Annotated in this window: 11 protein-coding genes and 1 pseudogene; 7 read left to right on the top strand and 5 right to left on the bottom strand. The window is 66.3% G+C overall.

Annotation, left to right across the window (positions count from 1 at the left end):
* Positions 1-270 (top strand): annotated as a pseudogene (locus AC1RBA_RS26410) (IS1595 family transposase); the annotation flags it as partial.
* Positions 271-286: 16 nt separating this feature from the next.
* On the opposite strand, the gene AC1RBA_RS26405 reads toward AC1RBA_RS26410, so the two are convergent.
* A complete protein-coding gene (locus tag AC1RBA_RS26405; RefSeq protein WP_492420370.1) occupies positions 287-625 on the bottom strand; it encodes a hypothetical protein in 339 nt (112 codons plus the stop codon).
* Between the two features lie 294 nt (positions 626-919).
* Here AC1RBA_RS26405 and AC1RBA_RS26400 point away from each other — a divergent pair, with 294 nt between their 5' ends.
* From AC1RBA_RS26400 to fdhD, 4 genes are all read left to right on the top strand, one after another.
* Complete coding sequence (locus tag AC1RBA_RS26400; protein ID WP_070219547.1) at positions 920-2,002, top strand: calcium:cation antiporter; 1,083 nt, start codon at positions 920-922, stop codon at positions 2,000-2,002.
* Positions 2,003-2,165: 163 nt separating this feature from the next.
* Positions 2,166-3,623, top strand: coding sequence for a Ppx/GppA phosphatase family protein (locus AC1RBA_RS26395; RefSeq protein ID WP_070219545.1), 1,458 nt, complete (start codon positions 2,166-2,168; stop codon positions 3,621-3,623).
* 93 nt (positions 3,624-3,716) lie between these two features.
* Complete coding sequence (locus AC1RBA_RS26390) at positions 3,717-4,436, top strand: hypothetical protein (protein ID WP_492420368.1); 720 nt, start codon at positions 3,717-3,719, stop codon at positions 4,434-4,436.
* Between the two features lie 76 nt (positions 4,437-4,512).
* The gene (gene fdhD / locus AC1RBA_RS26385; protein WP_492420366.1) at positions 4,513-5,331 is read left to right on the top strand and encodes a formate dehydrogenase accessory sulfurtransferase FdhD; all 819 of its coding nucleotides are present in this window, start codon (positions 4,513-4,515) and stop codon (positions 5,329-5,331) included.
* On the opposite strand, the gene AC1RBA_RS26380 is transcribed toward fdhD, so the two are convergent.
* Entirely contained in the window at positions 5,307-5,813 is a 507-nt protein-coding gene (locus AC1RBA_RS26380; protein WP_492420364.1) for a hypothetical protein, read from the bottom strand. The genes fdhD and AC1RBA_RS26380 overlap by 25 nt on opposite strands.
* Before the next feature lie 146 nt (positions 5,814-5,959).
* On the opposite strand from AC1RBA_RS26380, the gene AC1RBA_RS26375 reads away from it, so the two are divergent.
* On the top strand, positions 5,960-6,721 hold the full coding sequence (locus tag AC1RBA_RS26375) for a GNAT family N-acetyltransferase (protein ID WP_070219538.1): 762 nt from the start codon (positions 5,960-5,962) through the stop codon (positions 6,719-6,721).
* On the opposite strand, the gene AC1RBA_RS26370 is transcribed toward AC1RBA_RS26375, so the two are convergent.
* The 3 genes from AC1RBA_RS26370 to AC1RBA_RS26360 form a co-directional block, all read right to left on the bottom strand.
* On the bottom strand, positions 6,654-12,131 hold the full coding sequence (locus tag AC1RBA_RS26370) for a CHAT domain-containing protein (RefSeq protein WP_492420362.1): 5,478 nt from the start codon (positions 12,129-12,131) through the stop codon (positions 6,654-6,656). The genes AC1RBA_RS26375 and AC1RBA_RS26370 overlap by 68 nt on opposite strands.
* A 266-nt stretch (positions 12,132-12,397) precedes the next feature.
* Entirely contained in the window at positions 12,398-12,685 is a 288-nt protein-coding gene (locus AC1RBA_RS26365) for a hypothetical protein (RefSeq protein ID WP_034757399.1), read from the bottom strand.
* Positions 12,686-12,866: 181 nt separating this feature from the next.
* Complete coding sequence (locus tag AC1RBA_RS26360; protein WP_070313594.1) at positions 12,867-13,559, bottom strand: ABC transporter ATP-binding protein; 693 nt, start codon at positions 13,557-13,559, stop codon at positions 12,867-12,869.
* A 321-nt stretch (positions 13,560-13,880) separates the two neighbouring features.
* On the opposite strand from AC1RBA_RS26360, the gene egtD reads away from it, so the two are divergent.
* Positions 13,881-14,873, top strand: a complete 993-nt coding sequence (gene egtD / locus AC1RBA_RS26355; RefSeq protein ID WP_492420360.1) for an L-histidine N(alpha)-methyltransferase — start codon at positions 13,881-13,883, stop codon at positions 14,871-14,873.
* Positions 14,874-14,877: the final 4 nt, after the last annotated feature.

Raw genomic sequence — 14,877 nt, 5'->3', positions numbered from 1 at the left:
TATCGCGCCTTCGCGCGTGAAGCGGGCATCAGTCACCAGGCCGTCAATGTGCGTGCCGGCATCCGCGTGCAGGGCGCTGCCCACGTGCAGAACGTCAACGCGTATCACAGCCGCTTGCGCGGCTGGCTGCGCATCTTCCATGGCGTGGCCAGCCGTTATCTGCCGAATTACCTGGGGTGGCGCTGGATACTGGACGCCGGGCGCATCCGCTCCCCAGAAACATTATTGAAGGCAACACTGGGCGAGTTCCCACATTTGACGGTGACATAGCCATATCTAAACCGGATTATTTCTTGTGCGAGCCCAGCCAGCTGGGTTCCTTGCCGCATTCTTTGGGCAAGAACAGCGCATCGAGGCCCGGATCGCAGCGCCGGTCAGGCGCCTTCATCGGCTCGACGCTGAGCCATTCGCTCTTGGGCAGTATCTTTTCTTCGCGTGGCGCCACGGGCGGCGCGGGCGGCAGGCTGTCTTGCCAGCGTGCCTCCGGGGCAGGCGCGGGCGCAGTGGCCCAGTTGGCGTCAACCTGCGCTGCCTGCGCCGGCGGTGTGTCTGCGTGCGCGGCGGCGCACAGCAGGCTGCCCGCGAAGAAGAACGCGCGCATGGCTGTGCTGTTTATGGAAATCATGGTTTGTCCTTGGTCGGTGCCTGGAAGGCGGACCCTGCATTATGACGGCGGCAGCAAGCAAAAAGACAAGAAAATTGCAACGGCATGTTACCAAAGGGACTATAGTTACTGGTAGCAAGCAGGTGCACTGTGGCAAGGTGATTGAAAGGCGGGTCAGGCGCGGGTCGCCGTCACTCGAGATGTGTATTCCCTAACTTGCATTTAAGCTAGGCAAGTTATGCTGTGGCATGCACGCCAGGCTGTCCTTTGCCGTCCGCACCGCGCCCCTCTTTTTTTACTCTTGCCAGGCCCATAATGAAAATGCTCAAATCCCTGCCTGTATGGCCGCTTGCCGCCCCGCTTGCCGGCTGGCTGTTCCTGTTCGGTTCCACCCTCAATCTCGGCGGCGCCTATCAGATCCTGCTGGTGGCTGGCCTGATCGGCAGCGTGCTGGCCGCCGTGTACCACGCGGAAGTGGTCGCGCACCGCATCGGCGAACCGTATGGCACCCTCGTGCTGGCGCTGGCCGTGACGCTGATCGAGGTCGCGCTGATCGTCTCGCTGATGCTGGCTGGCGGACCGGAAACGACGGGGCTGGCGCGCGACACCGTGTTTGCCGCCATCATGATCATTTTGAACGGCATCGTCGGCATCTGCCTGCTGCTGGGCGCCGGGCGCCACCGCGAGCAGACCTTCGGCCTGCTGGGCGTGAGCGCGTCGCTGGCCACCCTGGCGGCCATCGCCATTTTGACGCTGGTGCTGCCGAACTACACGTCGAGCGCCGCCGGCCCGTACTACAACTCCAGCCAGCTCATTTTCATCGCCGTCATCTCGCTGGTCCTGTACGGCACTTTCGTGCTGGTGCAGACGGTCCGCCACCGCGATTACTTCCTGCCCAAGGAAGCCGTCGGCGATGAAGAGGTGCATGCGGCGCCGCCCACGCCCACCGTCGCCTGGGTCAGTGCCGGTGCGCTGCTGGTGTGCCTGGGCGCCGTGGTGCTGCTGGCCAAGTCGCTGGCGCCCGCGCTGGAGACGGCCATTGCCGCCATGGGCGCGCCGAAAACCCTGGTCGGCATCGTCATCGCCGCCATCGTGCTGCTGCCCGAAGGCCTGGCCGCCGTGCGCGCCGCGCGCGCGAATCGCCTGCAAACGAGCTTGAACCTGGCGCTCGGCTCCGCGCTGGCCAGCATCGGCCTGACTATTCCGGCCGTGGTGGTGGTGTCGCTGGCCACGGGCCTGACCATTACGCTGGGACTCGATATCAAGTCGACGGTGCTGTTGCTGCTGTCGCTGATGGTGGCCACCCTGTCGCTGGGCACGGGCCGCACCACGGTCATGCAGGGCACGGTGCACCTGGTGATTTTCGCCGTGTATCTCTTTACCACCATCGTCCCATAAGCTGCCGCACGGCTGCCGTTTTGTCACAATCCTGTCACGCCGCTGTCATACGATGAGGGTAGTGTGGTAGGATTTTTAAATCGTTTAAATGATTTATATAGTTTAGCAACTGAATTTGCCAACTTTTTCAGTTGGCACAGTCATGACAAGACAAGAGGCCAGTATGTATGCAGCGGTGGACCTGGGGTCCAACAGTTTTCGTTTACACGTCGGCAAGCATGATGGCGACACCATCCGCGTGGTCAAGAGCGTGCGCGATCCGATACGCCTGGCCGCCGGCCTGGACGCCAATGGCGACCTGACCGAAGCGGCCATGCAGGGCGCGCTGGCCTGCCTGCAGCGCTTTCGCGCCATTCTCGCCGGCTTCGAACTCGATGCCGTGCGCGTGGTGGCCACGTCGGCCATGCGCGTGGCGCGCAACGGCGCCGTCTTCCTGCCGCTGGCCGAGCAAGCCATCGGCTACCCGATCGAGATCATCTCGGGCGAGGAAGAAGGCCGCCTGATCTACATGGGCGTGGCCAATGCGCTGGCCATTCCCGGCGAACGCCGGCTGGTGATGGATATCGGCGGCGGTTCGACCGAACTGATACTGGGGCGCGGCAATGATATCGAACGCGTCGAATCCTTCAGCCTGGGCACGGTCAAGCAAAGCCTGTCGTTCTTCATCGGCGGACGCATCGACGCGCCGTCGTTCGAGGCGGCCATCCTGTCGGCGCGCAGCCATTTCGAGGATGCCGCGCCGCCATACCATCCGCAGCACTGGAAGACGGCCTACGGCTCTTCCGGCACCATCCGCACGATCGCCGACATCATCGCCCGCAACAAGCTCGGTGACGGCTTGCTCACCAGCGTCAGCCTCGATGCGCTGGCGCGCCGCTTCATCGAACTCGGTCACACCAGCCGCATCGACATGCCGGGCTTGCGCCCCGACCGCGCCAGCACCATCGTCGGCGGCCTGGCCATCTTGATCGGCCTGTTCCGCGAATTGGCCATTCCCGCCATGACGCCGATCGAGGCGGGTTTGCGCATGGGTGTGATGTGGGATCTGTACCTGCGTTCGACCAAGCGCGACCGCCGCGAACAGTCGGTGCAGGGCTGCATGGAGAAATTCCATATCGACCAGCAGCGCGCCGGCCGGGTGGCCGAGCAGGCGCTGGCCATGTACGCGCAGCTCAAGCCCACGTCCGATGCCCTCGTGAAATGCCTGCGCTGGAGCAGCCTGCTGCACGAGGTGGGCCTGGCCGTGTCGCAGACGGGCTATCACAAGCACGCATCCTACATCGTGGAAAATGCGGACTTGCCCGGTTTTACCACGCGCGAACAGAAGACCATGAGCCGGCTGATCCTGGCGCAGAAGGGCAACTTGCGCAAGATCGGCGAGGTGCTGTCCGACCCCGATTTCGCCAAGGCCGTGCTGGCGCTGCGCCTGTCGATTCTGCTCATGCATGCGCGCATCGAGGCCGATTTCAGCGAACTGCGCCTGCGCATGAAGAGCCGCATCGAACTCGACATCAAGCGCGGCTGGGTGGCGCACCATCCCACCGTGTCGTTCTGGATCGAGAAGGAGCAGGAATTCTGGGATGAGGTCGGGGTCGATTTCACCATCCGCGCCAGCGCCTAGAAGGTCATGGCATGCGCATGACTTGATGTGCAGCAAGCAAGATTTCAAAAAACAGTATATATTGTTTATATTATTTACTAGATTGGAGAATTCATGACCAAAACCACCCCAGCGAAAAAGGCCGACAGCGCGCCCGTATCGATGTTCCCGACCAGCGCATCGATCAACGCGGCAGCGGCCAAGGCCGCACCGGCCGCCAAGCCTGCAGTGAAGCCCGCCGCGAAGCCGGCAGCCAAGCCGGTGGCCAAGGCCGCCGTCAAGCCAGTGGCCGCCAAACCGGCCGCTGCGAAGCCGGCGGCAGCGAAACCGGCTGCCGCCAAGCCCGCCGCCGCCAAGGCGCCAGCCGCCAAGCCGGCGGCCAAGGCCGTCGTGGCCAAGCCCGTTGCCAAACCTGTCGCCAAGGCCGCTGTCAAGCCTGCCGCCAAGACGGCAGTAAAAACCGTTGCCAAGCCAGCGGCCAAGGTTGCTGCAAAGCCCGCCGCCAAGGCGGCAGCGAAAACCGCCGTCAAACCGGCTGCCAAGGCCGCCGCCAAGCCTGCGCCAGCGAAAAAAGCGCCGGTCGCCAAGGTTGCCGCCATCAAGGAAAAAGCCCGCAAGCCGAAACTGGTGCGCGACAGCTTCACCATGCCGGAAGCGGAATATGAAGTCCTGGGCCAGGTCAAGAAAGCCTGCCTGAAGGCCGGATTCGAGATCAAGAAAAGCGAATTGCTGCGCATCGGCGTGGCGCTGATCAGCCAGATCGACCTGGCCACGCTGCAAAACGTGCTGGCCGGTTTGCCGCAGCTGAAAACGGGCCGTCCGAAGAAGGATTGATGGCGCGGGCAGGGGCCGCCCCCTGCCTGGCCGTTCTGGTTTACCATGGGGCCTGTGATAGTTCCCCATGGTTGCCATGTCAGAAGAAACAGAGATCGAACGCGCCGGCTTCGTCGAGCGCGCCATTGTCCGCCATCGCGCGGGCCAGTTCACCGATGCCATCGACCACGTCGCCGAGGAAATCCCCGTCGCGCTGGTCTTCAATGGCATTTCCCACGTCGTCATGATGGCCACCCCGCGCGACCTGGAAGCGTTTGCCTACGGTTTCGCGCTGACGGAAGGCGTGGTGGCATCGGCTGCCGCCATCTTCGATTGCGAAGTGTTGCTGCGTCCCGATTCCGCCGAAGTGTCCTTGAGCATCGCGCAGGAGGATTTCGTGCGCCTGAAGGACCGGCGCCGCCAGCTGACGGGCCGCACGGGCTGCGGCGTGTGCGGCATCGACAGCATCGACATGCTCGATTTGCGGCCCGCGGCGCTGCCGCCGTCCCTGATCCGCGTCGACTTGCCCGCCGCGCTGGCGCGCGCATCGGCCGGCTTGCGCGAGCACCAGGCGCTGATGCGGGAAACGGGCGGCGTGCACGCGGCCGCGTGGTGCACGCCCGACGGCGACATCGTGCATGTGTTCGAGGATGTCGGCCGGCACAATGGTCTCGACAAGCTGATTGGCTACCTGGCGCTGCACGATATCGACATGCGGCGCGGCTTCGTCTTCCTGTCCAGCCGTGGCAGCTACGAGCTGGCGCGCAAGGCGGCGCGCATGCAGATACCCTTGCTGGCGACGATTTCCGCCCCCAGTTCGCTGGCCATTTCCATCGCGACGCAGGCCGGCATGAAGCTGGTGGGTTTCTGCCGTCAGGACGCGTACGTGGACTACACGCCGGATATCGGCATCTGAACATTCGCCGCTTGTAGCAGCACCGGCACGGACTTCGACGTCGGCGTGCCGGCGCCGTCGGCCGTGCTGGCCAGCGGCACCAGCGCATTCGTCTCCGGGTAGTAGGCGCCCAGGCAGCCGCGCGGGATGTCATAGGCGACCAGCCGGAAACCGTCGGCCCGGCGCGTCACGCCATCGTCCCAGCCGCCTATCAAATCGACCATGTCGCCATCCGTAAAATCCAGCATGGCGATATCGGCCGCATTGGCGGCGACGGCCTTGGCGCCGTTTTCGCAAATGGCGAACGTGGACGCGTGGTGGCGGTCGGGCCAGGCGCAGCTGGGGCAATCGAAACCGTCCGGCTGGTTTTGCGCCAGCAGCGCCTTCAGATTCCCTGGCGCGACGCGCTCCTGGCGCAGGCTGATGGCCGCGTGTTTCAAGGCGTCCCAGCCGGCGGCAGGCTTGGTGTAGGGCGTGATGTGGACGGCGTCGGTGTCTGTCATGGGCTCTTTCGGCCGGGCGAGTGTGGTAATTATGCACGATCCCCGCATGGCATTGCCTTGCGTCATGGAAATGACATTCGGCTGTCATTTTCCTGACATATTAGGCAAGTACGCTGGAGTCGTCTTGATCACAGGGGGATGAAACCATGCAAAACATAATCGCATCAAACGAAGCCAAGGCCCGGCCGGTCCAGCTGGTGCTGAGCCAGGCCTCCACGGCGGCGGAATTGCGCGAAGTCCAGCGTTTGCGTTACAAGGTGTTTATCGAGACGATGGGATTGACGTCGCTGGCCAACGCCGATGGCCTCGACAGCGATGAATTCGACGCGCACTGCGATCACCTGATCGTGCGCGACGCCGACACCCTGAAAGTGGTGGGCACTTACCGCGTGCTGAGCGCGGCCAAGGCGGCCAAGATCGGCCGCCTGTATGCGGAAAACGAGTTCGACCTGAGCCGCCTGAAGAACCTGCGCGGGCGCATGGTCGAAGCGGGCCGCGCCTGCATCCACCCGAAATACCGGGGCGGCAGCGTGATCATGCTGCTGTGGTCGGGCTTGGCCGAGTACATGCGCCGCGAGCGCTGCGACTACCTGGTCGGCTGCGCCAGCATCAGCCTGGCCGATGGCGGCCATAACGCCGTCGCCGTGTACCAGGCGCTGGCGGAAAAGCACATGGCCCCGAGCGAGTACCGTGTCACGCCGCACCTGCCTTTCCCCATCCACCAGGTGGAAGCGGCGCACAAGCCGCAAGTGCCGCCGCTGATCAAGGGCTATCTGCGTTCGGGCGCCTGGATTTGCGGCGAGCCGGCCTGGGATCCTGATTTCGAAAGCGCCGACATGTTCATGATGATGCCGCTGGCGAATCTGGACGAGCGCTATGCGCGTCATTACGGGGTGGTGCCTGGCTAAGGCTGCCAGGGCTCGCGCCGGGCAGTGAGGCCTGCAGCTGGCTGGCCAGCGCCTGCACGGCGCTGCGCAAGCCGGTCTCCGGGCTGTCCGGCGGCAGCAGTTCGAGCAGGAAGCGCAGCGGCGCCGTGATCGTTTCGGGTTCGCCGATGCTGCCGTGGCGCCGCACGGCGTCGTGGTACAGGGCCAGGAAGGCGGCGCGCGCGGAAGAGTCGAAGGGCTGGCCGTCCGGCGCCTGCCACAGGGCCGCCAGCAGGGCGGCGCGCACGGGGGCGCCGGCGTCGATGGCGCGGTGTTCATCCGCGTGGCGCTGGCGCGCATAGGCGATGGCGTCGTGCAGCAAGTCGCCCAGCTGCGGATCGAGCGCGCGCCAGGCGCCGCCGTCGCCATGGGCTTTCAGCAGCAGGGCGCCCGCCAGCGCCTGGAAAATCAGGTCGCAGTCGGCCGCGCCGCTGCGCCGCCGCGCTTCTTCCAGCGCGGCCAGGCAGGCGTCCGTCATGGCGCGCAGGGCCGATGCGCCGGAGTTTCCTTCGCGGCAGGCCAGGCGCGCCTGCAAGGCCCAGTAGCGTCCCAGCAGGGCCAGGCGCTGCGCCGTGGGCGCCAGCGCCACCAGCAGGTCGATATGCTGTTTTCCATCCTGCAGCAGCTGGCGTCCCTGGGCCGGGTCGGGCACGGCGGGCACCTCGATGCCGGCACCCGCATCGAGGCCGCACAGGGCCGCGCCCTGGCGTATCTCCAGTTCCGCCCAGTGCGCGAGCGCGCGCAAGCCCACCTTGCCGTCGGCCGCGCTGTGCGCCGCCCGGTAGTGTTCGATGGCGCGCAGGGTGTTCTCCAGTCCACCGAGACCGGCGCGCGTGGCGGCCATGTTTTCGCGGATGTCGGCGCAGCCGAAGAAGCGCGCGCGCACGGCTTCCTCGATGCTGCCCAGCTTTTCCTCGATGGCCGCGCGGCGCGCAGGATCGGCGCCCGCCAGGCGCGCGTGCAGGGTTTCCAGGTCGGCCAGCAAATGGCCGTGGTAGTGGTAATCGGGCGCTTGCCAGGGCCGGCTCTGCGTGTTCGGAAAGCGGTAGCGGTCGTCGCCGTACGCCTGGTAGGCGCCCCAGGTGTTCGAGGCGGGAAATTGCAGATACGCCGCCTCGCGCCCCAGGCGCACGGCGTCGCCGAAGTATTCGCCGCTCAGCATGGCGTGATAAAAGCTGTGCGCGAAGATGCTGGCTGCCTGGTCGTCGATGCGCCAGCCGGCCGCGATCACCGCCTGCGAGCCCATTTCAATGAAGGCCGTGGCCAGGCTGGCGGCCAGTTTCGACCACGGCGCGATGGCGTCCGGGCGCATGTCGCCCAGGTGGCAGCAATTGATGAAGACGAATTGCGGCACGCGCTTCAATTTCCCCACCTGCGCCGCCGTCAGCCGCGTCTTCGGTCCCAGCACCAGGCCCGTATGGGCGATGCCGGGGCCGGCCACTTCGCCATGGCCGGCCAGGTGGATGGCGAAATAGCGCTCGTCGAACAGGTGCACCAGCACGCGCTGCGCCTGCGGGCGCAGCAGCTCGCGTACCTGGTAGCCGTACGCGCCGAACATGCGCGCCACGTCCTGCGCTTCGGCCTGCGCGGCGGGCAGCTCGGGCAGGCCGGAATCGGTGTCGCCGATCACCAGCACGCTGTTGCTGGGCGGGCTGACGGCCGGCGGCTGCTCGCGCAGGCTGGCCAGCTGGCGCACCATGCCGATGCGCGTCGACAGGGGGCTTTCCTCGCTGCCCGCCTCGTCGCGCATCAGTTCCCACGGGTAGATGGCGGCGCTCTGGTCGACGGCCAGGATCAGGCCGCGCATCTCGGGGATGGCCGCCTTCAGGCCATTGGGCAGCATCAGTTCGTACAGCGCGCGCGACAGGCCCGGCTGGTCGGTGGTGTTGTCGGTGGCATCCATGATCAGGCCATCGACGGCTTGCCGCTGGTTCGGCTCCTCGTCGACGCTGTTGTGGGCGCGGTCCGTCAGCACGGTGAAGCGCAGGGCGCCCGACAGATCGGCGGCGACGATCTGCACGCGGCGCCAGCCGTTGTCGCCGCTCAGGCTGGGCAGGATGCGCCGGTAGCCGCCGGGGCTGTGGCGGATACGCCGCTCGAACGTGAAGCTGCCCTGGTAGCGCGCTTCGGCCATGATCTGTTCGATGGCCACGGCGGCGGCGATGGCGCGCGCCTCGGACTGTTCGTAGATGGCGATATGGCCGATGCGGCAGGTCATGCCCGCGTCTTCGAGGCGCCGGTTGGCGCTGCGCGCGCCGTCGATCAGGGCGCGCGCGCACAGGGCGATGCTCAAGCCGCCGTAGCCGGAACCGGACAACAGGCTGGCCACGCGCAAGCCGTGCTCGCCCATCGGCGGCGCGGCCACATGGCCGGCGGCGCGCACCTGCAGGCAGACGCACGCGTATTCGAGCAGGCCGCCGGCAAAGGCGCGCGCCAGTTCGCCCGGCGTCAGCTCGCCCAGCGCGCCCAGGCCGATGACGATGGCGCCGCCGGGCCGGCGCGCCGCATCGGGCTGCAGCACCACGAGGGCGGAGTCGGGGCGCTGCGGAAAGCGCCCGAGCGCGTGGATTTCCTGCAGCTTGCCCGCCAGCAGGCGGTCGAGAAAACTCATGCTGCCACGCAGCGATTCGGACGCGTAGCAGCCGCTCATGACGGGCGCATCGGCCGAGGCCATGCTGCCGTGGATGACGGATAAGCTCAGCTGCGGCGCGCGGCTTTCCGGCGCGCTGGCGGGGCCGGCGGCGCCGATGGCCGCATCGAGCAGTTCCTGCGGCTGCGGGTACAGCGGCGTGGCGTCGGGCACGTAGGGATGGAAGCGGGGCGGGGCGCCGCCCGGCGCGTGCGGCGGGTGCCGGGGCAGGGCGGCGCCCTGGCCGCCGTCGAGCAGCTGCGCGATGGCCGGGTAGTATTCCTTTTGCAGCAGCAGGTCGCCATGCGCCACCGGCAGGTAGCAGGCCGCCACGCCGTCCGGCACCGCGCCTAGCCAGGCCGTGCGGCCATCGCCGTCCGGCGACCAGGCCGTCTCGATGGCGCCGTCGCGCAGGCGCAGCGCCACCGGCGTGGCGGCGCAGCCGGCCAGGTAGCTGCAATGGCGCGCGTCGAGCGGGGCCGCTTCCAGCAGGGTCACGGTGGCGCGCGCGGCGGCCAGCGCCGGCGCCTCGGGCGCCTGCCAGCCGCCGGGCAGGCCCGCTTGCGCGTCGCCGGCGGCCAGCTGCGCCCAGGCGCCGGCGTCGAAATAATCGATGCCGCCCGCCTGCGGCCACGGCAGCATGTCGAGCACGCCGGGAAAGGCGCGCACGAAGCCGAGAAACTGGCGCCGCGTGTGCTTCCAGCCGATCCAGCAGGCCAGCATCTGCACCAGCCGGTCACGCCCCAGCAGCACTTGCACCATCGCCTGCGTGCCACGGTTGGCCGTGCCCACCTGCAGCAATCGGCTGCCGGGCAGGGCGCCGAAGCGCTGCCAGCGGTCTTTCAGGGCCAGGCGCGCCACCAGTCCGCCCATGCCGTGGGCGACGATGCGCAAGGGCTGGCCGCGCTGTTCGGCGTCGCGCATGGCGTCGTCGAGCACGGGCAGGAAGGCGCGGCACGACTCCTGCAGCGACAAGCGCCAATCATAGGTAAAGGGCCGCACTTCCTGGCTTTGCGCGAGAAAGCGGGCGAACGGTTCATAGCAGGACTCGAGCCAGCCGGCGCTGACGATGTGCGGCTGGCCCACGGCCAGGCGTTCGATGCGCCCTTCGACCAGGTTGACGGGGTCGAACCAGATGCGGTTGCTGCCCACTTGCAGGTGGCTGCCCATGATGTCGGGCAGCAGCAGCACGATGGGCGCGTGCGCGCGCCGTTTCGGCACTTCGCCGCCGCGCGCCAGCGGGCCGTGCTCGATGCCCGGCAGCGGCTGGTAGGCGGTCTCGTCGCCGGCGAGCGCCTGCACGGCGGCCTGGCTCGATGGCGCGCGCTCGAAGTAGTTCAGGTGGTGCGTGTGCGGCCCGCGCAGCAGCAGTTGCCGCACGGGTGTGCTGCGCGTGGCGCCGCCGGCCATCGAGGCGCAATTGACCACCAGGTCGTTCTGCCCGCCGTACAGCTGGTCGTCGAGGCAGTCGCCCAGCCAGCCCAGCAGGCCGTCGCCGCTGCACGCGCCGGCCAGCACGTGCAGCGGACTGGCCACGCGCACGTCGGGCGCGTTGAGCAGCGCCACCAGGGGTGAGTCGGGCATCATCGCTTCCAGTCCCGGCAGGATGCGCGCGTCGCAGCGCTGCTGCACCACGGCCAGCAGGAAGGCCATGGCGCCGTCGGGAACGCCGCCGTGCAGCAGCAGGTTGAACATCACGCTGGCCCAGCGGTCCAGGCGGCCCGACATCAGGGTGGTGCCGCGCGACGGGCAAGCCACGCGCACGAAACGGGCGATGCGGATGGCGCGTGTTTTCAGTTCCACGCTCAATTCGCGCAGGCGCCCCGCATCCGCGTCGTAGCCGCCGCGTCCGCCCAGCCGCGCCTGCGCCGTGAAGTGTTCGATATCGTGGCTGTTGAACGCTTCGCCGCCCACCGTGTTTTCGCTCAACCGCTCCAGGCCGTCGCCGGCCAGGTCGACGGCGCCGCGGCTGTCGATGCGCTGCGCCCGGGCCAGCAATTCGCCCACCAGGCCGCCGCGCGAATGGGTCAGCAGGTGCAGCACGGCGCCGTGCGGCAACTGGCGCACGAGGGCCAGCGCGTTCTCGATGGGACTGTCGCTGAGGCTGCGGTGCTCATAGCCGTAGATGCGGTTGCCGTACTGCGCCGCCAGTTGCGGCGCCAGGCCGTTGCGCCACAGGCCGGCAAAGCTGCGCTGGGTCGACGAGGCCGTGCCGTGCAACAGCAGCAGCACCGGTTCCGGCCCGGCGGGCAGGCTGGCGACGGCCGTCATGCCGCCCGCCTCGATGCCGCAGCGGTACAGGCCCAGCCGTTGTTCCAGCTGGCGGTCCTGGAAGGCGCCGGCCGCCGCCAGCGCCGTCATGGCGGCGGCGCCGCAGCGGTACACGCGCACGGCCCGCAGCATCCAGGCGCCCAGGCCGTCGCGGCTGGCGCCGGGCGGCGGGCGCGCCGCCTGCGGGCGCAGGGCCAGCCCCACTTCGATGCTGGCGGGCGCGCCGTCGCGCGCCAGCGTGGCCGGCCCCAGGTAGCGTGGCAGGTCCAGGCTGCCTGCCAGCAGCGAACTGCCGTCGCACAGCAGCAGCTGCACCACGTCGGCCGGGCCGATATCGAGGGCGATGCGGCAGCTCCCGATGCCGCGCGCGCTCGACAGCACGTGGGTTTCGCTGTGCCAGCCGGGCGCGGCGGGGCAATCGCCGGCGCTGGCGAGCGGATCGCGCGCGAGCGTCAGGCGCAGCACGGGCGGCGCAAGGGGATTGCTGGACATGCGGTTGGGATCACTGGTTAAAAGCTGACCTTGATGCCTGCGCGGACTATGCGTGTTGTGTCAGATCAAGTATGTGTGGAAATGCAGGGGGAGAAGCTGGGAGGGCTGGCGCGGCAGGGCAGAGAAACGGTCAGCATGGTTTGGGCTGGGTCTCTTCGCTATCGTGCTCGGATGTTGTGCGGTGAGCGAACTACGCGAATTGTATGGCAAAAGTTCATGGCGCCGGGGACCTGGGTGCCTGGCATGGCATTACAACAGCGGGTGGTTCAATGGACTGGTGTGGCGGACAATTCCTTCAGTTCGCGGATGGTGATGTCCGATTTTTCATGCATGCGCAATAAAATCGTTGCACCGACCGACAGTTTGCCGTGCCGAATCTTGCTGATGATGGGAGGCTGAACTTCCAGGACGCGGCACAGTTCCGCATCATTTTTCAAGTTCAGCTTCTCGATCAGGGTATCGAGCAGCTTGTTCGGCACAAAACTCGATGGTTCGAGCGCACGCGCCCGGTTCATCGCTTCAATCATTTCCAGCTTCTTTTGTCGAACGTTCATTTACTCCTCCTTCAGGTTATGCAAGGGACGAGACCACTTTTTATATGGTCCCGGCTATAGTTCGTCATCGCAGTACGGCTGTCTGGGTGACGTGACAACATTTGCGTTACAACATTGATAACCAGGCAAGTGTTTTCAATAATACTACGATAACAAAACTTGTGACAGATGGTCAGTTAAATTAACTGATTGTTTGATCAATTTGGTTGACGGTTGTTGTATTTTGTAAGCCGCTTTTCGTCAGAATCATGGTCCGGTCCGCCATTTCGGCGGCGGCCAGCGAGTGCGTGACCATGATCGCGCAACTGCCGTTGGCCTTGATTTCGGCGCGCAGCAATTGCAGGATGCTGTGCGCCGTGTCCGGGTCGAGGTTGCCGGTGGGCTCATCGGCCAGCACCAGCGCCGGCTTGTGCACGAGTGCGCGGGCGATGGCCACGCGCTGCATTTCGCCGCCCGACAATTGCTGCGGAAAGTCGCCGCCGCGTCCGCCCAGGCCGACGGCCTCGAGCATGCTGGCGGCACGCTCCTGGGGCAGTCCGTTGAGCAGCAGCGGCAGGGCCACGTTTTGCAGCAGGGTCAGGTGCGGCAAGACGTGGAAAGCCTGGAAAATAAAGCCCATGCGGGCGCGACGCAGCCGGGTGGCGGCGGCGTCATCGAGGCTGGACATGGCAATGCCGTCCACCAGGATAGGGTGCGCTTCGGCACCCGCATCGGGCGTATCGAGGCCGGCGATCAGGTTCAGCAAGGTCGACTTGCCCACGCCCGAATCGCCCATGATGGCGATGAATTCCCCCGCCTTGAAGCGGCAGGAAAGGTTGGCCAGCACGGGACGGGCATTGGCATAGGACTTCGACAGATGGCGCAATTCGAGCATGGTGATCTTGATTAATAACGGCTATCGTAAAGGGAGGCACGCGGGGGAGAGGGGGGCCTGGGAACTGCAAGGGGCGCGGATTGTTTGGCCGGCAATGTGTAGTATACGACAGCCTTATCATTTTTGCTGGGTAATACCAATTTTATGTGCATGCCGGCTGTTCGACCTTAAGTTACCTGCCGCACGGCTGGCTTGCGCGGATTCCGCTATGATGGAAAAAAGTCATCGGCAAGGCGCCCGCACACCGCTGCGGCAGGGGCGGCGCGCCCGGTGGCTGACCGTGCAAGCCTTTCGTGAACCTCATATTGACGACGCCAGCCCATGACCATGCCACTCGCGCAACAGCAGTCCGATTTGTATCCCGCCAGCAACGCCAGCGCGGCCAGCGCCACTCCTGTCACGATAGCCGAGATCAGCGCAGGCCTGTTGGCGCGCGATGCGTGGACGTCGCCCAAGTATCTGTACGACGCGCTCGGCTCGAAACTGTTCGAAGCCATCTGCGCCTTGCCCGAGTACTATCCGACGCGTACCGAGGCGGCCATCTTCGCGCGCCACGGCGCCGAGATCGCGCACGCCGTGGGGCCGGGCAGCACCCTGATCGACCTGGGCGCGGGCAATTGCGCCAAGGCCGCCAGCCTGTTTCCGCTGCTGCATCCGGCGCAATATGTGGCCGTGGATATTTCCTACGATTTTCTCAGTGAATCGCTGAGCCGGCTGCAGCAGCGCTTTCCGCATATCGAGATGACGGGTCTGGGCCTGGATTTCTCCAGCCGCCTGGACTTGCCCGACAGCGTGCGCGAGGCGCGGCGCCTGTTCTTCTATCCCGGCTCGTCCATCGGCAATTTTGCGCCTGAGCAAGCGACCGCTTTTTTGCGCCGCCTGCGCGCGAACGCGGACGGCGATGGCGGCCTGCTGATCGGCGTCGACCTGATCAAGGACGACGCCATCCTCGACGCCGCCTATGACGACGCGCTGGGCGTCACGGCCGCCTTCAACCTGAACATGCTGCGCCACGTGAACGGCCTGATCGGCGCCGACTTCGACGTGCGCGCGTGGCGGCACCACGGCTTTTTCAACGCCGACGAGCACCGCGTCGAAATGCACCTGGAAGCGCGCAGCGAACAAGTTGTCCATTGGAAAGGTGGCCAGCGCCGTTTCGCGAAAGGCGAACGCATCCATACAGAGGACAGCTATAAATATACGCGCCCGGCCTTCGTCGGCTTGCTGGAGCAGGCGGGGTTTTCCACCGTGCAAGTCTGGACGGACCCGCAGCAGTGGTTTGCCGTCATTTATGCGCGCATCATCAGGGACTAAGAAA

The organism is Janthinobacterium sp. GW823-FHT03B06 (assembly GCF_058796955.1).
This window is presented reverse-complemented; position numbering and strand designations above follow the sequence as displayed.